This window comes from Halomonas denitrificans (genome assembly GCA_019800895.1).
Classification (GTDB): domain Bacteria; phylum Pseudomonadota; class Gammaproteobacteria; order Xanthomonadales; family Wenzhouxiangellaceae.
The window spans coordinates 987,212-1,006,558 of sequence record JAHVKF010000003.1 but is presented as its reverse complement, the minus strand read 5'-3'; the positions used below and the strand labels follow the sequence as shown (position 1 = coordinate 1,006,558).

21 protein-coding genes are annotated in these 19,347 nt (G+C 68.3%); 3 read left to right on the top strand and 18 right to left on the bottom strand.

Annotation, left to right across the window (positions count from 1 at the left end):
- Positions 1-78: 78 nt before the first annotated feature.
- The 14 genes from KUV67_13120 to KUV67_13055 all read right to left on the bottom strand — a co-directional run bounded on the left by KUV67_13120 (position 79) and on the right by KUV67_13055 (position 11,618).
- Positions 79-405, bottom strand: a complete 327-nt coding sequence (locus KUV67_13120) for a PilZ domain-containing protein (protein MBY6205827.1) — start codon at positions 403-405, stop codon at positions 79-81.
- Between the two features lie 48 nt (positions 406-453).
- Positions 454-1,431 (bottom strand): DNA polymerase III subunit delta', encoded by a 978-nt coding sequence (gene holB / locus KUV67_13115; protein MBY6205826.1) that lies wholly within the window; start codon positions 1,429-1,431, stop codon positions 454-456.
- Positions 1,428-2,063, bottom strand: a complete 636-nt coding sequence (gene tmk, locus KUV67_13110) for a dTMP kinase (protein MBY6205825.1) — start codon at positions 2,061-2,063, stop codon at positions 1,428-1,430. The genes holB and tmk overlap by 4 nt, the downstream gene beginning before the upstream one ends.
- Positions 2,060-3,061 carry an endolytic transglycosylase MltG gene (mltG, locus tag KUV67_13105; GenBank protein MBY6205824.1) on the bottom strand — a complete coding sequence of 334 codons (1,002 nt, stop codon included), beginning with the start codon at positions 3,059-3,061 and terminating at the stop codon, positions 2,060-2,062. Before mltG ends, tmk begins: the two co-directional genes overlap by 4 nt.
- 14 nt (positions 3,062-3,075) lie before the next feature.
- On the bottom strand, positions 3,076-3,879 hold the full coding sequence (locus KUV67_13100; protein ID MBY6205823.1) for an aminotransferase class IV: 804 nt from the start codon (positions 3,877-3,879) through the stop codon (positions 3,076-3,078).
- Between the two features lie 41 nt (positions 3,880-3,920).
- Positions 3,921-5,246, bottom strand: a complete 1,326-nt coding sequence (locus KUV67_13095; GenBank protein MBY6205822.1) for an aminodeoxychorismate synthase component I — start codon at positions 5,244-5,246, stop codon at positions 3,921-3,923.
- Between the two features lie 11 nt (positions 5,247-5,257).
- Positions 5,258-6,505, bottom strand: coding sequence for a beta-ketoacyl-ACP synthase II (gene fabF, locus KUV67_13090; protein MBY6205821.1), 1,248 nt, complete (start codon positions 6,503-6,505; stop codon positions 5,258-5,260).
- A gap of 34 nt (positions 6,506-6,539) precedes the next feature.
- On the bottom strand, positions 6,540-6,779 hold the full coding sequence (gene acpP, locus KUV67_13085; GenBank protein MBY6205820.1) for an acyl carrier protein: 240 nt from the start codon (positions 6,777-6,779) through the stop codon (positions 6,540-6,542).
- Positions 6,780-6,932: 153 nt separating this feature from the next.
- Positions 6,933-7,664, bottom strand: coding sequence for a 3-oxoacyl-ACP reductase FabG (gene fabG / locus KUV67_13080; GenBank protein ID MBY6205819.1), 732 nt, complete (start codon positions 7,662-7,664; stop codon positions 6,933-6,935).
- A gap of 51 nt (positions 7,665-7,715) precedes the next feature.
- Positions 7,716-8,651: an ACP S-malonyltransferase gene (gene fabD, locus KUV67_13075; GenBank protein MBY6205818.1), complete on the bottom strand. Its 936-nt coding sequence runs from the start codon at positions 8,649-8,651 to the stop codon at positions 7,716-7,718.
- A 120-nt stretch (positions 8,652-8,771) separates the two neighbouring features.
- A complete protein-coding gene (locus KUV67_13070) occupies positions 8,772-9,737 on the bottom strand; it encodes a ketoacyl-ACP synthase III (GenBank protein MBY6205817.1) in 966 nt (321 codons plus the stop codon).
- Between the two features lie 24 nt (positions 9,738-9,761).
- Positions 9,762-10,787, bottom strand: a complete 1,026-nt coding sequence (plsX, locus tag KUV67_13065; protein ID MBY6205816.1) for a phosphate acyltransferase PlsX — start codon at positions 10,785-10,787, stop codon at positions 9,762-9,764.
- Positions 10,788-10,836: 49 nt separating this feature from the next.
- Complete coding sequence (gene rpmF / locus KUV67_13060) at positions 10,837-11,040, bottom strand: 50S ribosomal protein L32 (GenBank protein ID MBY6205815.1); 204 nt, start codon at positions 11,038-11,040, stop codon at positions 10,837-10,839.
- Positions 11,041-11,093: 53 nt separating this feature from the next.
- Entirely contained in the window at positions 11,094-11,618 is a 525-nt protein-coding gene (locus tag KUV67_13055) for a DUF177 domain-containing protein (protein ID MBY6205814.1), read from the bottom strand.
- A 73-nt stretch (positions 11,619-11,691) separates the two neighbouring features.
- Between KUV67_13055 and KUV67_13050 the strand changes: the two genes are divergently transcribed.
- The 3 genes from KUV67_13050 (at position 11,692) to KUV67_13040 (ending at position 15,997) form a co-directional block, all read left to right on the top strand.
- Positions 11,692-12,279 (top strand): Maf family nucleotide pyrophosphatase, encoded by a 588-nt coding sequence (locus KUV67_13050; GenBank protein MBY6205813.1) that lies wholly within the window; start codon positions 11,692-11,694, stop codon positions 12,277-12,279.
- 99 nt (positions 12,280-12,378) lie between these two features.
- The gene (locus KUV67_13045; protein MBY6205812.1) at positions 12,379-14,667 is read left to right on the top strand and encodes an enoyl-CoA hydratase/isomerase family protein; all 2,289 of its coding nucleotides are present in this window, start codon (positions 12,379-12,381) and stop codon (positions 14,665-14,667) included.
- Between the two features lie 46 nt (positions 14,668-14,713).
- Positions 14,714-15,997, top strand: coding sequence for an acetyl-CoA C-acetyltransferase (locus KUV67_13040; protein MBY6205811.1), 1,284 nt, complete (start codon positions 14,714-14,716; stop codon positions 15,995-15,997).
- Between the two features lie 78 nt (positions 15,998-16,075).
- Here KUV67_13040 and KUV67_13035 read toward each other — a convergent pair whose 3' ends face one another.
- The 4 genes from KUV67_13035 to dctP all read right to left on the bottom strand — a co-directional run bounded on the left by KUV67_13035 (position 16,076) and on the right by dctP (position 19,345).
- On the bottom strand, positions 16,076-16,327 hold the full coding sequence (locus tag KUV67_13035; protein MBY6205810.1) for a hypothetical protein: 252 nt from the start codon (positions 16,325-16,327) through the stop codon (positions 16,076-16,078).
- A gap of 134 nt (positions 16,328-16,461) precedes the next feature.
- The gene (locus KUV67_13030) at positions 16,462-17,736 is read right to left on the bottom strand and encodes a TRAP transporter large permease (protein MBY6205809.1); all 1,275 of its coding nucleotides are present in this window, start codon (positions 17,734-17,736) and stop codon (positions 16,462-16,464) included.
- Entirely contained in the window at positions 17,733-18,338 is a 606-nt protein-coding gene (locus KUV67_13025; protein MBY6205808.1) for a TRAP transporter small permease, read from the bottom strand. Before KUV67_13025 ends, KUV67_13030 begins: the two co-directional genes overlap by 4 nt.
- Complete coding sequence (gene dctP / locus KUV67_13020; GenBank protein MBY6205807.1) at positions 18,335-19,345, bottom strand: TRAP transporter substrate-binding protein DctP; 1,011 nt, start codon at positions 19,343-19,345, stop codon at positions 18,335-18,337. The genes KUV67_13025 and dctP overlap by 4 nt, the downstream gene beginning before the upstream one ends.
- Positions 19,346-19,347: the final 2 nt, after the last annotated feature.

The following is a 19,347-nucleotide window of genomic DNA, read 5'->3' as shown; positions in this document are numbered from 1 at the left end:
TCGCCCTGCGGATTCGCGCGGCGCCCGGACTCGTCGTCGGATTCGGGTGCCGCTGGGGCGTCCGGGCCGGACACGCGCCTACATCGTGCGGGTCGGTCGATCCGAGTCCAGCATGCCGGCCAGCTCCGAAGCGATCCGGCTCTGGGCCTGTTCGCCTTCGGCCGTATCGAGGAACTGCACGCCCACGCCGGCGCCGGAGGACTGGGACGACAACCAGGCGACCCGACCGGGAATCGCCATGCGTTCCTCGTCCATCAGCGTCAGCAGCACCAGCACCTCATCGCCGAGACGGAAGCGCTTCTTGGTCGCGATGAACAGGCCGCCGCCGTTCAGGAACGGCATGTAGCAACGGTACAGTTCCTGCTTGTCGTCGATGCTGCAGGACAGGATGCCCTTCTGCGCCATGGCCGCCTCTCGTTGGATTCGTGACGACTGGAGTCTAACGGATTTCGCCTATCGGGCAACCGGGAACCGGCCGGCCAGTGCCCGCCATCCGCGCAGCCATTCGGCCATCAGCCAATCGTGCCGGACCGGGTCGCCGGCCATGCGGCGGCCGGCCAACGCGTCGCGCCACAGCGCATCGAGACGGTCGAGCATTTCCGGATCGGCCGCGGGCGGCGCCTCGCCGAGGCCGTCGGCCGACCCGGTCTGCAAGCGCCGGGTCCAACCTGCGGTCCACCGCGCAAGCCAGGTCCAGGTCGCTTCCGGCGACTCGTGCCACTCGGCCGGGACCGTCGGGTCGGGCGTGCCGCCGCCGACCAGTGCGTCGAGACGATCGCGAATGGCCAGGCCGACTTCCAGCCCGCCGTCGGCGAGCCAGCCGTCCGCCTCCAGCGGGGCGCCGTCGGCCAGGGTCAGCGCCAGCGATCGCTCGTCGCCGCTTCGCTGGGGATGCCGGGCGGCAAGCCATTCCTCGGCCTCGGCGCGCTCCGGCACCGCAATCCGGTGCACCTGACACCGGCTGCGAACCGTGACCGGAAGCCGGTCGGGGCGATCGGTGACCAGGATCAACCACACGTCCCCGGACGGTTCCTCGAGGGTCTTCAGCAGTGCGTTCGCGGCATTTCGGTTCATGCGGTCGGCCGGGTCGATCAGGCCGGCACGCCGGTCGCCGATCGACGGCGTAAGAGTGACCGAATCGATGAAGCCGCGCACCTGGTCGACCCGGATCTCGGTCTTGCCGTCGTCCGGCGCCAGGCGGAAGAAATCGGGATGTGTCCCTTCCGGAAGCAGGCGACAGGCCGTGCAGTGACCGCAGGGCTCGCCGTCGGCCGGCTGGAGGCAGAGGAGACGCGCCGCGAGCCATTCAGCGAACGCGCGCTTGCCGACCCCGGCCGAGCCGAGGATCATCGGCGCGTGCCCGAGGCGGCCCGCGGCCAGGACATCGTTCAGGCGCGACCGTTCTGCGCGCAACCACGGCAGCATGGTCACGACCAGCGATCCAGGGCCCGACGCAGCGCCGCCCGCACCGCGTCGGCGACCTCGTCCGGGGATCGGGTGGCGTCGATCACGACGAAGCGATCGGGATGGTTCGCGGCGCGTTCGAGGTACGCGGCCCGGACGCGCTCGAGGAATTCGCTCCGATCCGATTCGAAGCGGTCCGGCGCATCGCCGCGCGCCCGGATCCTCGCCAGCCCGACGTCGACCGGCACGTCCAGCACCAGGACCAGGTCGGGCTCGAGCCCGGGGTGGACCAGTTCGCTCAGCGCATCGACCGGTGCCGTACCGAGACCCCGGCCGCCGCCCTGATAGGCATGGCTGGCCTCGGTAAAGCGATCGCAGATCACGTCGTCGCCGCCTTCGAGCGCCGGAAGAATCGCGTCGGTGACGTTTTCGCGGCGCGCCGCGAACATCAGCAGCAGTTCGGTCATGGGATCCAGCGCGCCCGTATCGGGGTCGAGGAGCAACGCACGGATCTTCTCGGCTGCAGGCGTGCCACCCGGTTCCCGGGTCGTCCGGACGCGTCGACCGCGACGCTCGAGTTCCTCCCGGACGATCGCAAGAGCCGTGGTCTTCCCGGCGCCCTCGCCGCCCTCGAGGGTGATGAAGCGTCCCCGGGTCATTCGCGCCCCCGGATATAGCGATCGACCGCGCGATTGTGCTCCGCCAGCGTGCGCGAGAACTTGTGGGTTCCATCGCCCCGCGCCACGAAGTACAGGGTCTCGCCGTCGGCCGGCCGCGCCGCCGCTGCCAGCGCCGCGCGGCCCGGCAGGGCGATCGGCGTCGGCGGAAGCCCGTGACGCGTGTAGGTATTCCACGGATGGTCGGTCCTGAGGTGCACGCGGCGAATCCGGCCATCGAAGTCGTCGCCGAGGCCGTAGACCACCGTCGGATCGGTCTGCAGGCGCATCCCGCGGCGCAGGCGGCGGGCGAACACCCCGGCGACCTCCGCCCGCTCGGCGGCCACCTGGGCCTCCTTCTCGACGAGGGACGCCAGCACCAGCAGCTCGTCGGGATCGTCGAGCGGCACCGACTCGTCGCGATCGCGCCAGGCGTCCGCCAGGGCGCGTTCCAGGGCGGCATGGGCGCGGCCGAGCAGATCGAGTTCGCTGTCGCCGCGAACGAAGAAGTAGGTTTCGGGAAGGAATCGTCCCTCGGCCGGGCAGCCATCGCAGCCGAGACGAGTCATCAACGCCGCATCGTCCAGGTCGCGGCCCTCGGCCGACAGCCGCGAGTCGCGCCCGAGCGAACCGCGGAGCTCGTCGAGCGTCCAGCCCTCGATGATGGTGAAGCGGTGACGCACCACATCGCCCGCGGCGAGGCGATCGATCAAGCCCTCCGGCGTGGTTCCGGAGTCGATCGCGTATTCTCCGGCGGCAACCGGCGCCGACCGCTGGCGGGCCAGCAGACGCCAACGCCAGTCGCGGCGGGTCAGGCCGAGCCGCTCGAGGTCTCCAACGGCCGTGCCGAGGTGCCCCCCGGGCGGTAGCCACAGCCGGACCGTCCCGGACTCGAGCAGGGGGCGATCGACGAAGGACCGGTACTCGTGCCAGAGGGACCCCCCGGCGACGCCCAGAACCAGCAGGAAAAGAACCAGTGATATCAAGAAGAAACGACGCATAGTTCGAGAGTGTCTCAGCGTTCGACGAACTCGACCCAACGTCGCTGCCATTCGCGCAGCGTGGAGCCCGACCCCCGGGCCTCTCCGTCGAGGCGCACCACGGGCCGAATGCCCTGGACCGAGTTTAGCACCCAGATCGCGTCGTCCGGCTCGAGTTCCTGCCGGTCGAAGACACGTTCTTCCAGAGTGGCCCCGGCCTCCCGACGCAACCACGCGAGGCCGACGCCGGCGATCGCCCAGGGGTGCGGTCCGGGCGCGACCAGGCGGCCCCGGCGCTCGATCACGACGTTGCCTGTCAGGGCCTCGACGAGCCGACCGGCCTGGTCCAGGACCAGCGCTTCCTCGACCCCGGCGTCGCGGCAGGCCACGCCGATCAGCACCTGGGGAAGCCGATTGAGGTGCTTCATGCCCTGAAGTGGATCGCTACCCGGCGGTTGGCCGGGAACTTCCAGCAGCGGCTCGGCCGGCAGCCGGAACGGCGCGGTGATCATCGCGATGCCCTCGCTTCGCTGCCGCTCGAGGTCTTCCGGCAGTCTGCGGGCGGCCAGGATGCGATTCGGTGTCGCGTCCGCCGGCGGCCTGTAGGCCCTTCCGCCGGGTCCCCGGGTCAGGGTGATCCGGACTGCAGCATGCTTCTCCGCACCAACCGCCTCGACCGCCTCACCGTGCAAGCGATCGGCATCCGGCATCGGGATGTCGAGGCGGCGACAGCCGGTGGCCAGGCGCTCCATGTGCAGCGACCAGAGCGCGGCGCGACCCCGGTGGAAGGCAATGGTCTCGAACAGGCCGTCGCCATAGAGCAGGCCGCGGTCGTTCACGGGGATCGTGGCGGCCTCGCGGCCATTGACCCACACCCGCGTCACGGCTTGAGCGCGCGCAGCAACCCACGCGCCTTGGCTTCGGTCTCGGCCAGCTCCGCCGCCGGCTGCGAGTCGGCAACGATGCCTGCACCCGTGCGGAAGTGAACCTCACGGCCGGTTACCCACATGCTCCGGATCAGGATGTTCAGGTCGAGTCGTCCGTCGAGACCGAGGTAGCCCATCGATCCGGTGTACGGTCCCCGACCCACCCGCTCGAGCTCGGCGATGATCTCCATGCAGCGGACCTTCGGGCACCCCGTGATCGTTCCGCCGGGAAACACTGCGCGAATCACATCGACCGGACCGGCACCGGAACGCAGCCGGCCGGTCACGTTGGAGACGATGTGGTGGACGTGCGCATAGCTCTCGACCACCATCAATTCGTCGACCTCGACGCTCCCGGCTTCGCAGACACGGCCGAGGTCGTTGCGCTCGAGGTCGATCAGCATCACGTGCTCGGCGCGCTCCTTCGGGTGGGCGATCAACTCGTCGGAAAGTTCACGGTCCCGACCCGGCGAAGCGCCCCGCGGACGGGTCCCGGCGATCGGACGCGTATCGACCCGGCCTCCCCGGCTGGAGACCAGCCGTTCCGGCGACGACGACAGCAACGAGCCGCCGGGCAGTCGAGCCAGGCCGGCGAACGGCGCGGGGTTGGCCTCGGCGAGGCGGCGGTAGAGGGCGACCGGATCCAGCGGTTCGTCGGCACGGGCGCGCCAGCCGCGCGACAGGTTCACCTGGAACACGTCGCCGGCGAGGATGTAGTCGCGGATGCGCCGAACGCCGTCCTCGAAGCTCGCCCCGTCGTCGGCCTCGATCGCGAGCGCAGGCGGCGGGGCCACCGGGTCGGCCGCTCCCGTTGCGGCCAGGGACTCGCGCATCGCGGCCAGGACCTCGGGCGATTCTCCGACCAACCGGGCGGAGCCGTCGACGTGATCGATGACCAGCGCACCGCGGCATCGCTGGGCGTGGACGTCGGGCAGGTCCGGTTGCGGCCGCGGCAGCCGGAGCTTCGGCTCGATGCTGCCGGCGGTTTCGTAGCCCAGGTAGACGAACCAGCCGCCGCTGAAGGGCTGGCCGGGGTCCTGGGCGCGCCGTTCGGCCCGCCAGGCGTCCTCGAGGTCGTTCAGCCGGTCCGCGAACCCGCTGATCGGCGGGCAGTCGCGGTCGGCGAACAGCAGGAGGGTGCAGGTGCTGCGAGCCCCTGCGCTGACCGTATGGAGAAGGAACGGCCACGAATCGGGGTCGGCCCCGTGCACCGCGATCGGATCGCGTGCCGGCCCGGTCAGGGGTGCGGTCGGGGCTTCGACCGGAGCGTCGACGGCCACTCCGTGCGGGATCAATCCAGCCGGGAGAACAGCACCGTTCCGTTGGTGCCGCCGAACCCGAAGGAATTGGAGATCGCGACCCGCAGGTCGGCTTCGCGGGCCGTGTGCGGCACGAGATCGACGCCCTCGAACTCGTCGTCGGGGGAATCGAGGTTGATCGTCGGTGGCACCACGCCGTGATACAGCGCCAGCACCGAGAAGATGGCTTCGACGCCGCCTGCGGCGCCGAGCAGGTGGCCGGTCATCGACTTGGTCGAACTGACCATGACCGAGGCGAGGTCATCGCCGAAGGTCCGGCGAACCGCCTGCAGCTCGGCCTTGTCGCCCAGCGGGGTCGATGTTCCGTGCGCATTGACGTAATCGACGTCGGCAGGACTCAGCCCGGCGTCCCGGATCGCCGCATTCATGCAGCGCGCCGCACCGTCGCCCCCTTCCGGCGGCGACGTGATGTGGTGGGCGTCGCCGGACATGCCGTAGCCCTTGAGCTCGGCATAGATCCGCGCCCCCCGCGCCTTGGCGTGTTCGTACTCTTCGAGCACCAGGATGCCGGCGCCGTTGCCGAGGACGAAGCCGTCCCGGTCGCGATCCCAGGGTCGGCTGGCCTTTTCGGGCTCGTCGTTGCGGGTCGAGAGCGCGCGGGCCGCGATGAATCCGCCCATGGCCGTGGGGACCGTTCCGAACTCCGCCCCGCCGGCGACCATGACGTCGGCGTCGCCGTAGGCGATCATGCGCGCGGCGTCGCCGATGTTGTGCGTTGCCGTGGTGCAGGCCGTGACGATCGAGATGTTCGGGCCCTGGTAGCCGTAGCGGATCGACAGGTGGCCGGCGACCATGTTGATGATGCAGCTCGGCACGAAGAACGGCGAGATCCGGCGCGGCCCAGAGTCTATGTAGGTCTGGTAGGTGTCTTCGATCGACTTGATGCCGCCGATGCCCGACCCGATGGCGACGCCATAGCGGGTCGGGTCCTCGGGGGTCTCGGGAAGGCCCGCGTCCTCAACGGCCTGGATGGCCGCCGCCATCCCGTAATGGATGAACGTGTCGGTCTTGCGGGCTTCCTTCGGGGACAGGTAGCGGTCGAGTTCGAGATCGCGGACCTCGCCGGCAATCTTGGTCGCGAACTTTTCCGGATCCATCTCGGTCAGGGGACCGATCCCGCTACGCCCGTTGACGATGCTGTCCCAGGCGCTGGACACGTCGTTACCGACCGGGCTGACGCAGCCCAGTCCCGTTACCACCACCCGGCGATTGCCTTGCATGCCTACGGACTCCCGTTCGTCGAATCGACGTGGCTTACTTGTCGACCGTCGACTTGACGTAGTCGATCGCCTGCTGAACGCTGGTGATCTTCTCCGCTTCCTCGTCCGGGATCTCGCACTCGAACTCTTCTTCAAGCGCCATCACCAGTTCGACCGTGTCGAGCGAGTCGGCACCCAGGTCGTCGACGAACGACGCGCTCGGGGTCACTTCTTCTTCCTTCACGCCCAGCTGCTCGACGACGATTTTCTTGACTCGTTCTTCAATGCTGCTCATCAGTGATTTCCTCGTATCGATTGAAGAAGGCCGCACATTGTAGGGAACAACGGCTGACCCTTCCAGTTTACCGGACTCCCGGCGATGAATCGAACCCGAAACCGGATTCTTTAAGTATTCAAAATCAATAATTTGAGCACGCTACCTGAGAAATCAGGTCATGAACATGCCGCCGTTGACGTGCAGGGTCTGGCCCGTGACGTAACCGGCCGACGGCGACGCCAGCCAGCCGACCGCCGCGGCGATATCGGCCGGTTCCCCGAGCCGGCCCAGGGGAATCGTCTCGGCCAGGCGCGCGCGTTGCGTGTCGTCCAGCGCTCTCGTCATGTCGGTGTCGATGAAGCCCGGGGCGACCACGTTGACGGTAATTCCCCGTGCGGCGACTTCCTGGGCCAGGGCTCGCGAAAAGCCGGCGAGTCCGGCCTTGGCCGCCGCGTAGTTCGCCTGACCCGGGTTGCCGCTGTAGCCGACCACCGATGAAATGCCGATGATCCGGCCGCCGCGCGCCTTGAGCATGCCGCGCAGGCAGGCCCGCGCCAGCCGCATCGTGCCGGTCAGGTTGGTATCGATGACTTCGGCCCAGTCCTCGTCCTTGAGCCGCATCAGCAGCTGGTCCCGTGTGACCGCGGCGTTGTTGACCAGTACCGTCGGTGCCGAGGCCGTCGTCGTGACCTGCTTGACCCGGTCGACCACCGCGGCCTCGTCGCGGACATCGAGGACCAGGCCCCGGCCGTCGCCGAGCCGCTCCGAAACGGCTTCCGCACCGCGTTCGCTCGTTGCGGTGCCGAACACGTCTGCGCCAAGGGCCCGGAGCCGGTCGGCGATCGCGGCCCCGATCCCCCGGCTGGCGCCGGTCACCAGGGCCACCTGGCCGTCGAGTCGCAGCGAAGCGATCGTGTCGTCAGCGTTCATCTCGGACTCCCATCCTCGGTTCGTTCAGGCACCGGACGCAGCGTCGTGCAATGCGCCGGCCTGCTCCAGTGCGATCCAGTCGGCCGCTCGGTCGATGCGCTTGCCCAGGCCGCAGAGGACCCGGCCCGGGCCGCACTCCAGGAAGCGGGCGACACCATCGTCGACCAGGCTGCGTATGGTACCGGTCCAGTGGACTGGATGGGTCAGCTGATCGACCAGTGCGCGACGGATGTCGTCCGGCGCCTCGCGGGGGGCTCGATCGAGATTGTGCAGCACCGGACAGGTCGGCGCACGCACGTCGATTTCGGCAAGTGCGGCGGCCAGGTCCTCGGTCGCCGTCCGCATCAGGGGCGTGTGGGAGGGAACGCTGACCGGCAGTCTCAACGCCCGCCGTGCGCCCGCCGCGCTGCAGGCCTCCACCGCGCGATCGACGGCTGCTGCATGGCCGGCGATGACGATCTGGCCCGGCGCGTTGTAGTTCGCGGCGACCACGACCGAGTCGTCCGTCGATACGTCGCTGCAGATGCGTTCGACCACGGCGTCGTCCAGCCCGAGGACGGCGGCCATGCTGCCCTCGCCTTCGCCCACTGCCGCTTGCATCAAGCGCCCGCGACGGTGCACCACCCGGACCGCATCGGCGAAATCGATCGAACCGGCAGCGACCAGTGCCGCGTACTCGCCGAGACTGTGTCCGGCCATGGCGTGCGGGATGGAACCGCCGAGCTGGCGATAGATGCGCCAGAGCGCGATGTCCGCGGCCAACATGGCGGGTTGGGTCCATTCGGTACGGTTGAGTTCGGCTTCCGGTCCCTCACGGACCAGCGCAGCCAGGTCACGTCCCAGCGCCTCGCCGGCCTCGTCGAGGGTCGCGCGGATCGCGTTGTCGAACTCGTCCAGCCCGGTGAGCATGCCCACGGATTGCGAGCCCTGCCCCGGGAACAGGAAAGCGGTCTTGGCCATTGGTGTCTACCCCGATGGTCTCGTGTGGTGTCGTCGTCAGTCGCCCTTGCCGTCGATGCCGCGTCGGCGGCCGCACGTTGTAATGGTTGGGATCCGTGCGTGGATCGACCGGTCGGGTATTCAGTACCGGATCAGTGCGGCTCCCCATGTGAATCCGCCGCCGAAGGCCTCGAGCAGCATCAGGTCGCCGCGCTTCACGCGCCCCGAGCGCACCGCCTCGTCCAGCGCCATCGGCACCGATGCCGCCGAGGTGTTGCCGTGACGATCGACGGTGACGATCACCTGGTCCATCGACATGTCCAGTTTGCGTGCGGTGGCCTTGATGATGCGCAGGTTGGCCTGGTGCGGAATGAGCCAGTCCAGGTCGTGCTTGTCCAGCTGGTTGTGGGCCAGGGTCTCGTCGACGATCCTGCCGAGCGTGTTGACCGCGACCTTGAAGACCTCGTTGCCCTTCATGTGAATCTTCACGCCGCCGCGAGGTTCCTCGGTGAATCCGCGCGACACCCCGACGTCGACCTTCAGCAGGTCACTGTAGTCGCCGTTCGCGTGAATGTGCGTCGAGAGCACGCCCGCGGACTCATCGGCTTCCAGCACCGCGGCACCGGCGCCGTCGCCGAACAGCACGCACGTGGCGCGGTCGTTCCAGTCGAGCATCCGGGTCAGTGTTTCGGCACCGATGACCAGCGCCCGCTTGATCGTTCCGGCCTCGATGTACTGGGTCGCGATCGACAGGGCATAGATGAAGCCCGAGCATGCCGCATTGACGTCGAAGGCGCCGCAGTCCCCGAGGCCCAGGCGTTTCTGGATCATGCACGCGGTGGAAGGAAACACGACGTCGGGCGTGGTGGTGCCGAGAATCAGCAGATCGATCGACGCCGGATCGACGCCCGCGGCGTCCAGTGCCCGACGGGCGGCCTGTTCGGCCAGGTCGCCGGTCGTCTGGCCGTCGGCGGCCACGCGCCGCTCGCGGATCCCGGTCCGATCGCGAATCCACTGGTCGCTGGTCTCGACCCGCTGTTCCAGCTCGGCGTTGGTCAGCACCTTCTCGGGCAGGTAATGCCCGGTACCGATGATGCGTGCATGCATGATGATCGTGTCTCCGTTGCGCCGTCAGGCGTCGGACCAGAGGTGGCGTTCCAGCGCGGGCACCAGGTCGCGACGCGCTTCCAGAGCGGCCAGCTCGATCGCCCGCGCCAGGCCGGCGGTGTCGGCATGGGCGTGGCTCTTTACGACGATACCATTGATTCCCAGAAGCGACGCGCCGTTGTTACGGCCGGGATCGAAACGCTCGGCCAGGGTCGCGAGGCTGCGCCGCAGGCCGAGTCCGCGAAGGGGGCGGCGAGCGTCGTCGGCCAGTGCGTCCAGCAACATGCCGATCGCGCCTTCGGCCGATTTCAGCAGCACGTTGCCTGCAAAACCGTCGCAGACCACGACATCGGCACGACCGGCGAACACGTCGTGGCCCTCGACGAAACCGCAGAAGTCGAGACCCGCTTGCTGCTCGAGACGCCGGGCCGCTTCACGCACGACGTCCGGTCCCTTGCTGGGTTCTCGCCCGATGTTCAGCAGGCCGACCCGTGCCGGACGCCCGAGCAGAACCTCGACCGCGGCACTGCCGAGCATCGCGAACTCGTGGAGGCGCTCGGCGTCGACCCCGATGTTCGCGCCGAGGTCGAGCACCCAGGCCCGCCCCCCGGCGACCGGAAACGCGGTCATCAGCGCCGGCCGTTCGATTCCCGGCAAGGTCCCCAGCACGGTGCGCGACAGCGCCATCAGGGCACCGGTATTGCCCGCGCTGACGGCGGCGCGACTGCCTCCGTCGGCCACGTCGGCCAGTGCTCTCGCCATGCTCGAGTCACGCGAGCGACGCAGGGCCCGGGCCGGGCTGGCGTCCATGTCCACGAATCCCGTCACGCTGACCACGCGAAGCCGCGGCCTCAGTGCGTCCGGCAGATCACGCTCGGATTCCGCAAGCGCTGCGGGATCTCCGAAGACGCGCACGGTCAGGTCGGGGTCGCTCTCGAGCGCAAGCACGGACGCGTCGACGGCGAGCGACGGATCGAAATCCGCGCCCATCGCGTCGACGGCGACCGCAATGCTGCCGGGCTCGGAGGGCGAGCCGGTGGTCCGGTTCATGCTGCGAAATCAGGGCGCGTTCCGGCGAGCACCGGACCGCGCCGCCCGATCACTCTTCGCCTTCGTCCAGCTCGACCTCTTCGGCCACCTCGATCACCTGCCGACCGCGATAGAAACCTTCGGCGCTGACGTGGTGACGGCGGTGGATTTCACCGGTTGCACGCTCTTCCGACAGCGTCGGCGCGCTCAGGGAATCGTGCGAACGGCGCATGCCGCGGCGGGACGGGGTCTTTCGGCTCTTCTGTACGGCCATGTCGGCTCTCTCCAGCTAGGTTCGTTCGCCGGGGTCGGACTGCGAGTCCTGCCTCAGCGTTTCTTCAGTTCTTCCAGCGCCGCGAACGGGCTGGACGCGTTTTCGTCTTCGTCGTCCGGCGGATCGATCCTGCCGGCCGTGGCCTCCACCGGTTCGCTGCCGGGCTTGATCGGGACGACCGGGAGCTGCAGCAGCACCTCGTCCTCGACCAGTTCGACGATCCGCAGGCGTCCGCCGGGGCACACCTTCGGTTCCGCGTCGTCGGGCAGCACCGAAAGCGCGGCTTCCGACTCCACGACCGTCAGGTCGCTCCTGCCCTCGATCGGCTGGAGGTATCGTTCCAGCGTTCGCTGACAGGTCATCGGAACCTGGCCGTCCATGCGCAGGTCCAGCCGGGGATGCTTCTGATCGTCCTTCCAAACGCGCAGCGTGAAGTCGACCCATCCGTCATCCCGTTCGGGCTCGTCGAGCAGGCCGTCCAGCCGCTTCAGCCAGGCCACCGGCACCCGGCCCGAATACGCCCGTTCGCCCTGGGCAGCCCGTTCCGGATCGATCCAGTCGGGAAAGTCACGTGACATAGCCCACCAGTATATCATTCCGAGCCTGTTTCCAACACCCTCGCGGTCTCTTCGAGGGAAACGGACCGAACCGATGACTTCCACCCCTCCCCCGCTGATCCTGGCCTCCGGCTCCCGCTATCGCGCCGACATGCTGCGGCGGCTCGGGGTGGACTTCGAAGTCCACCCCGCCGACATCGATGAATCGTCGCTCGCCGGCGAGTCGCCGCGTGCGCTGGCCGAGCGCCTGGCGCTGGAAAAGGCCAGGAAGGTCGCGGGGGAGCATCCGGGACACGCGGTCATCGGTGCCGACCAGGTGGCCTCGCTGGACGACGGCAGGATCCTCGGCAAGCCGGGCACGGTGTCTGCGGCGCAGGAGCAGCTTCGAGCGATGTCGGGCCGACGCGTGACCTGGCATTCCGGCCTTGCGCTGGTGGGATCCGGGGGCGACCGGTGCACCTCGGTCGATACGCTCCTCGAGCTTCGCCCCCTGTCCGCCGACGAGATCGAGCGCTACGTCGAACGCGACCGCCCGCTGGACTGCGCCGGTTCGATGCGTTCGGAGTCCCTGGGCATCACGCTGGTCGAAACGATGCGCAGCGACGACCCCACCGCGCTGATCGGCATGCCGCTGATCACCATTGCCCGCTGGCTGCGCGAACTCGGGTGCCCCCTGCCCTGACGGCTCGCTGGACCGCCCGTACCGGGACCAACGGCACCCGAAGTTCCCGGGTCGCCCTGATACACTTGGACCATACGCCCACGCATGGAGCTCCACCCGATGGTCACCGAAGCGGCTGAATCGTCCCTGCCCGGCCCGTTCAAGCACTGGCGCCTCGAGACCGACCTCGACGGCATCGTCTGGCTGTACATCGACCGCGACGGCGAAAAGGTCAACAGCCTCAGCCGCGAGGTGTTCGAGGAACTCGGCGAAATCGTCGATCATCTCGAGGACCACCCGCCGACCGGCCTCGTTCTGACCTCCGGGAAGTCCGGAAGCTTCATCGTCGGTGCCGATGTGCGCGAGTTCGACGAGACCCGCGACGTCACCGTTCTCCAGCAGGGTATCCGCGACGTCCACGCGCTGTTCGATCGGATCGAGAAGCTGCGCTTCCCGAAAGTCGTGGCCTTCGAGGGGTTCTGCCTCGGCGGCGGGCTCGAACTCTCGCTGTGCTTCGATTGGCGCATCGCGCTGGATCACGACCGCACCCGGATCGGGTTCCCCGAAGTGAACCTGGGCATCTATCCCGGCTACGGCGGGTCCGGTCGCGCCCTGCAGGCCGTCGGCGGCATGAAGGGCATGGAAATCATGCTGACCGGTCGCATGCTGCGCGCCCGGGCGGCCCGGGGCATCGGCCTGATCGACCAGACCGTCAGCGTGCACGGCTCGCTGCGCTGGGCGGCTCGCCGCGCCGTGCTGAAGAAGCGAAAGCACAAGCTGTCCGGCATCGTCGACAGGCTGTCGCTGACCGGACCGGCGCGCAAGTTCCTCGCCGGCCAGATGCGCAAGCAGACCCGGCGCAAGGCCCGGCCGGAGCACTACCCGGCCCCGTTCCGTCTGATCGACGAGTTCGAGGCCCACGGCGACTCGCAGACGGCGATGATCCGGGCCGAGGCGGAAAACGTTCCCGAACTCCTGGTCGGCGACACGTCGACCAATCTGCGCCGCGTGTTCCGGCTGATGGAACAACTCAAGGCCCAGGGCAAGCGCAGCGACTTCAAGGCGCGTCGCGTGCACGTCATCGGCGCCGGGGTGATGGGCGGCGACATCGCCGCATGGTGTGCATTGCGTGGCCTCGAGGTGACGCTGCAGGACCGGGAGATGAAGTACATCGAACCGGCGTTGAAGCGCGCGTCGTCGCTGTTCAGGAAGAAACTCAAGAAGCCGGCGGCGGTTGCGGCGGCGAAGGCCCGGCTCCGGGCGGACGTCGAGGGCGAAGGCGTGAAGCGCGCCGATGTCGTCATCGAAGCGATCTTCGAGAACCGCGACGCCAAGCGTGCGTTGTTCGAGAACCTGAAGGCCGACCTTCAGCCGCATACCCTGGTCGCGACCAACACCTCGGCGATACCGCTCGGCGAGCTGTCCGATGTGTTCGACGACCCGGCCCGCCTGATCGGCCTCCACTTCTTCAACCCCGTCGCAAAGATGCCGCTTGTCGAGGTCGTCCACGACAAGGGCACGAACAGCGATCGCGTCGACGACGGCTGCAGCTTCGCCACGCAGATCGGAAAGTACGCGCTGCCGGTCACCTCGACGCCGGGGTTCCTGGTCAACCGCGTGCTGGTGCCGTACATGTACACCGCGATGACCATGCATCGCGACGGTATCCCGAAGGAAGCGCTCGACAAGGCGGCGGTGCAGTTCGGCATGCCGATGGGGCCGGTCGAACTGGTCGACACGGTAGGCCTCGACGTCGGCCTGGGCGTGATCGACACGCTGCTCGGCGATGCCGCCGGCGAGGATCGCAAGGTGCTCGAGTCGATGGTCGAAGCCGGCAAGAAGGGCAAGAAGACCGGTGAGGGCTTCTACAAGTGGGACAAGGGCAAGCCGGTCCGTGACGACGATGCCCACAAGGGCCACGACCTCGAACAGATCGCAAAGGACCTGGTCCAGCCCTACCTCGATGAATGCCTGGCCTGCCTGCGCGACGAGGTGGTCGAAGACAAGGACCTGCTCGACGCGGGCATGATCTTCGGCACCGGCTTCGCGCCGTTCCGCGGCGGCCCGGTCCACTACATCGAGACCACCGATGCAGAGGCCTCCGCCGACGGCTCGCTGCTCGATGCCGCACGAGGTAACAGCGGCGCTTCGAATCAATCCACGACCAAGCAGTCCGCGACGAAGAAGGCTGCAAAGAAGAAGGCCGCCAGGAAGAAGGCCACGAGCGAGAGCGCGGAGTCCGATGATGGCAGGACGTCATCCGCCCCCGGCAGCAGCGAGAGCAGCGACGGCGGTCGCGACGGCAACGCCTCGAAGAAAGCGAGCGGGAAGAAGGCGGGCAAGAAGAAAAAGAAGACCGCCGCGAAGAAGGCTTCGCCTCGAAAGAAAACGGGCTCGAAGGACGACTGACGCCGCTCGCCCCTGAACTCACTCCATTTCCACGAGGATCGTTTCCATGACCGACGGTTCCATTCGACGTATCGCCGTCATCGGCGGCAGCCGGATTCCGTTCTGCCGCTCCAACACCTTCTATGCCGACGAGAGCAACCTGGACATGCTGACGCGCGCCATCCAGGGCGTGGTCGACCGGTTCGGACTGGCCGGGCGGCAGATCGACAAGGTCGTTGCCGGCGCGGTGACGACCCATTCCAAGGACTGGAACCTCGCCCGCGAGGCGGTCCTGTCGACGTCCCTGTCGCCTCTGACGCCGGGCATCACGATGCAGCAGGCCTGCGGAACCAGCCTTCAGGCGGCCTTGATGGCCGGCGCGGAGATCGCCACCGGTCAGATCGAGTGCGCCATCGTCGGCGGCACCGACACCACTTCGGATCCGCCCATCGTGTTCCAGCGTCGCTTCGCCCAGCGACTCGTCAAGCTCGGTCGCGCGAAGAGCTTCAAGGACAAGCTGGCGGTCTTCAAGGGCTTCTCGCCGGCCGAGCTCGCGCCGCAGCCGCCGTCCAACGGCGAGCCGCGCACCGGCCTGTCGATGGGGCAACATTGCGAGCGGATGGCCAGGGAATGGCAGATCAGCCGGCGCGAGCAGGACGAACTGACCCTGGCCAGCCACCGCAACGCCGCGGAGGCGTGGAACGAGGGCTTCTTCGACGACCTCGTCGTCGAGCATGCCGGCGTGCTGCGCGACAACAACATCCGGCCGGACAGCGACATGGAGTCGCTCGGCAAGCTGAAACCCGCGTTCGATCGATCCGGCAACGGCACCCTGACCGCCGGCAACTCCACGACGCTGACCGACGGCGCTGCCGCGGTGCTTCTGACCAGCGAGGAGTACGCGAGAAAGCACGACCTGCCGGTCACCTGCTACCTCACCCAGGGCCGCACCGCAGCGGTGGACTTCGTCGGCGACGAGGGCCTGTTGATGGCGCCGACGGTGGCGGTTGCGGAAATGCTGCAGAAGGCCGGGCTGACTCTCCAGGACTTCGACTTCTACGAGATCCACGAAGCCTTCGCAGCCCAGGTGCTGTGCACGCTGAAGGCCTGGGAATCGGAAGACTACTGCCGCGATCGGCTCGGCCTCGACGCCGCGTTGGGTTCGATCGACCGCTCGAAGATGAACGTCAAGGGCTCATCCGTCGCCGTCGGTCACCCGTTCGCCGCCACCGGCGCACGAATCGTCGCGACGCTTGCCAAGCTGCTCGAGCAGAAAGGCTCGGGCCGCGGCCTCATCTCGGTCTGCACGGCCGGCGGAATGGGCGTCAGCGCCATCCTCGAGCGCGATTGAGGGCGACCGGCCGGTCGATCCGGGTCAGCGGCCCGACACCTTCAACGGCTCCGCCCGCGCGGGGCCGTTGGCGGATTCCTACCGTACGATCTGACGCGCCATCGGCGTACTGGCCACGTACAGCAGCAGCCCCCAGAGCATGATGCTGCTGTGCCCCCACAGCAGCGCCTGGGCCAGCGCCGGCATGCCCTGACCATGGACCCCGTAGCCCCGCACGCTGGAGTCCAGCCCGATCAGGCCGAACACCGCCCCGGTGGTCAGGATGGCGCCGATCAGTACCGTGGTCACCGCGATGATGCGCAGTACGCTCCGAACCGCGTGTTCACTCATGCCCTCGTTCCTCCAGTGGAATCCGCCCGGCGAAAGAATACACGTTCGCTCCGGCGTTGCGTCGTGCCGGTCTCGTGGCGCGATGACCGGTGCGTCGATGGAGCGTCAACGGGTGGTTCGACCGGTGCGAGCGCTCAGCCCATTCGTCCCGGCAACCAGAGGCTCAGCGCCGGCCACCAGGTGATGATCAGCAAGGCGATCAACAGCCAGCCCAGGAACGGCAGCGTGGAGCGATACACCGTGAGGATGTCGGTGTCGAAGCGGTGCGATGCCAGGAACAGGTTGATGCCGACCGGCGGCGTGCAGTAGCCGATCTGGAGGTTGGCCAGGAACACGATGCCGAGATGGACCGGATCGACGCCGAAGGCCAGCGCGATCGGCAGGATCAGCGGCGCCATGATCACGAGCGCGGCAAAGATATCCAGCATCATGCCGACGACCAGCAGCAGCACGTTCAGCGCCAGCAGGAACATCCACGGGCTGGTCAGCCACGGCTCGACGGCTTCGAACAGGCGCTGCGGGACCTGCGTGTCGATCATGATGTTGGTCGATGCCATCGACATGCCCAGCACGACCAGGATCGCCCCGACCAGCATCATCGCCTCGGCGATGACCTTCGCCAGTTTGCCGAGGCCGAGCTCGCGACGGATCACCACCACGGTCACCAGCACCCAGGCCGCGGTCACGACCGCCGCTTCGACGACCAGCAGCCATCCGCCGTAGATTCCGCCGAGCACCACGAAGGGCAGCGGCAACTCCCAGGCAACCGCCCGGAGGCTTCGGCCGATCGGCGGCCGCGGCGTCTCGTCCGCGGCCTGCCCCCGCCCGACCCACATCGCCCAGGCGGCCATCAGGGCCAGCATCAGCAGGCCCGGAAGGATGCCGGCCAGGAACAGGTCCTCGATCCGGATGCCCTGCCCCGGTGCGACCTGCTGGGCCACCACCGCGTAGAGAATCAGCGGCAGCGACGGCGCGAACAGGACCCCCTGACTGGAGCCGGCGGTCACCAGGCCCATCGAGAAGCGCTCGGGATAGCCGGCCTTCAACAGGGCCGGCAGCATCAGCGAGCCCAGCGCCACCACGGTGATTCCGGAGGCGCCGGTGAATGCCGTCATCAACGCGAACAGCCCCAGACCCAGGATCGCAAGCCCGCCCGGCAGCCAGCCGAACAGCGCCCGGGTCACGTCGACCAACCGGGCCGGCGTCTCCGAGCGTGCGAGCAGTACGCCGGCGAACGTGAACAGCGGCAGCGCGACCAGGACCGGCAGTTCGCCGATGCGCTGGAACTCCAGCGCCACCAGGACCGGGTCCGCGCCGGCGTCGTAGTAACCGAGAACGGCCGCCAGTCCGATCACCGCGAACAGCGGCAGCCCGAACAGGGCGAGGACCAGCAGCACGACCATCATCATCGATCAACCTCGCTTTCGCCGTCACGCGATTCCCGACTTCGATCTCCAGCGATTCCGTCCACTGCCCCGCCGTCCGCAGCGAGGGCCTCGAGCCGCGGCTCGGTGCCACCGAGCACCGCGACCCGGATGAACCGCCACGCCATCAGCGTGAACCCGACCGGAATGATCGCGAGCACGACCCACCTGGGCACGCCGAGGAAGGCCAGGTCGCCGAACTCGCGTTCCAGCGCGACGGTCTCGAGGGACAGGTAGGTCATCCCGGCGCACAGCAGGCCCGTGGCCAGGAACAGGGCGCGCTGGACGCCGTCGCGGAGGCCCTCGGGCAGGAACCGGCTGAACACGTCGATCCGGATATGACGCGACTCGCCGGCCGCCAGCGCCGCCGACAGCATGGCCAGCCACAGCACGCCGGCACGCATGGCCGGGTCGGCCCAGGGCAGCGCGCTGTCGGCCAGGTTGCGAAGGGCGATCTGGGTCAGGCCAAGGAGGATGAGCGCCAGGAACAGGGTCGAGAGCACGCCCAGTTCCAGCGCTCGGAGCCAGCGGCCCAGCGCCGCGGCGGGATCGGAAGCCGGCGCCCGGCCCGGCTCGCGATCGTTCATCGCGCGTCGTCGGCGCGGAGCTCCGCCAGGCGCTCGCGCAGGCGCCGGATGCCCGGCACGTCGTACTCGCCCGATTCCAGCATCTCGTTGAGCACTTCGTTGGACAGTCGGGCCCATTCGGCGACCGCAGCCGGGTCGGGCTGGACGATCTCGATGCCTTCCTCGATCAGCGCTTGCCGTGCGTTGGCGTTCTCGTCGTCGACGGCCGCTTGCTGGCTCCTCAGCGCCGCCGCGAATTCCGACCGGACCAGGGCCTGGTGATCCGCCTCGAGCCGATCGAACATGCGCCGGTCGATGGCGAGCGTTCCGGCGGTCATCAGCACCGGCAGGTCGAGCATGTAGTCGGCCCTCGTGTGCCATTGCAGGATGATCGCGCCGGACACGGTGCTGGCAAAGGTGTTGAGCGCTCCGGTCTGCAACCCGGTGTAGACCTCGGCCATGCTCATCGGCACCGCGCTGGCTCCGATCTTCGCCAGGGTCCGCCGGGACAGCGCATCGCCTTCCGGAATCCAGACGCGCAGGTCCGTCGACACGTCCTCCGGCGCCCGGATCGGTTCACGCGAGAACAGGTAGGCGAAGCCGCCGTTGGTGATTGCAGGCGCCATCATCCCGGCCTCGTGGAGCGCCTCCAGGATGATCGGGTCGAACTCGTCACGCAATGCAGCCAGCTCCTCGGCGTTGCGGAACTGGAACGGCAGCGAATAGAGGTTCGATTCCGGCGCCACGCCGGCCAGCTCGCCGACCGTGAACACCCCACCGTGCAGCTGACCGAGCCGGATCCGGCGGAGCACCGTATCGGCATCCCCCATCACGCCGCCGGGATAGAAGCGGATGCGGACGGCCCCGTCGCTGCCCTCCTCGATCCGGTCGCCGGCGGCCTTCAGCGACTCCATCCAGCTCGAGCCGGCGGGGGCCAGCGCGGCGATCTTGATCTGCTGTGCCCAGGCCGGCCCGGTCAGGAGCGAGAAAAACGCGACTGCAGCCGCTGAAATAGCAAAACGAATCATGG

Bases quoted from the DNA above. Each gene is read 5' to 3' on its own strand.
- KUV67_13120 (MBY6205827.1), bottom strand. From the start codon at position 405: ATGGCGCAGAAGGGCATCCTGTCCTGCAGCATCGACGACAAGCAGGAA.
- tmk (MBY6205825.1), bottom strand. From the start codon at position 2,063: ATGACCCGGGGACGCTTCATCACCCTCGAGGGCGGCGAGGGCGCCGGG.
- mltG (MBY6205824.1), bottom strand. From the start codon at position 3,061: ATGCGTCGTTTCTTCTTGATATCACTGGTTCTTTTCCTGCTGGTTCTG.
- fabF (MBY6205821.1), bottom strand. From the start codon at position 6,505: ATGCAAGGCAATCGCCGGGTGGTGGTAACGGGACTGGGCTGCGTCAGC.
- acpP (MBY6205820.1), bottom strand. From the start codon at position 6,779: ATGAGCAGCATTGAAGAACGAGTCAAGAAAATCGTCGTCGAGCAGCTG.
- fabD (MBY6205818.1), bottom strand. From the start codon at position 8,651: ATGGCCAAGACCGCTTTCCTGTTCCCGGGGCAGGGCTCGCAATCCGTG.
- KUV67_13070 (MBY6205817.1), bottom strand. From the start codon at position 9,737: ATGCATGCACGCATCATCGGTACCGGGCATTACCTGCCCGAGAAGGTG.
- plsX (MBY6205816.1), bottom strand. From the start codon at position 10,787: ATGAACCGGACCACCGGCTCGCCCTCCGAGCCCGGCAGCATTGCGGTC.
- rpmF (MBY6205815.1), bottom strand. From the start codon at position 11,040: ATGGCCGTACAGAAGAGCCGAAAGACCCCGTCCCGCCGCGGCATGCGC.
- KUV67_13055 (MBY6205814.1), bottom strand. From the start codon at position 11,618: ATGTCACGTGACTTTCCCGACTGGATCGATCCGGAACGGGCTGCCCAG.
- KUV67_13050 (MBY6205813.1), top strand. From the start codon at position 11,692: ATGACTTCCACCCCTCCCCCGCTGATCCTGGCCTCCGGCTCCCGCTAT.
- KUV67_13045 (MBY6205812.1), top strand. From the start codon at position 12,379: ATGGTCACCGAAGCGGCTGAATCGTCCCTGCCCGGCCCGTTCAAGCAC.
- KUV67_13040 (MBY6205811.1), top strand. From the start codon at position 14,714: ATGACCGACGGTTCCATTCGACGTATCGCCGTCATCGGCGGCAGCCGG.
- KUV67_13035 (MBY6205810.1), bottom strand. From the start codon at position 16,327: ATGAGTGAACACGCGGTTCGGAGCGTACTGCGCATCATCGCGGTGACC.
- KUV67_13030 (MBY6205809.1), bottom strand. From the start codon at position 17,736: ATGATGATGGTCGTGCTGCTGGTCCTCGCCCTGTTCGGGCTGCCGCTG.
- KUV67_13025 (MBY6205808.1), bottom strand. From the start codon at position 18,338: ATGAACGATCGCGAGCCGGGCCGGGCGCCGGCTTCCGATCCCGCCGCG.
- dctP (MBY6205807.1), bottom strand. From the start codon at position 19,345: ATGATTCGTTTTGCTATTTCAGCGGCTGCAGTCGCGTTTTTCTCGCTC.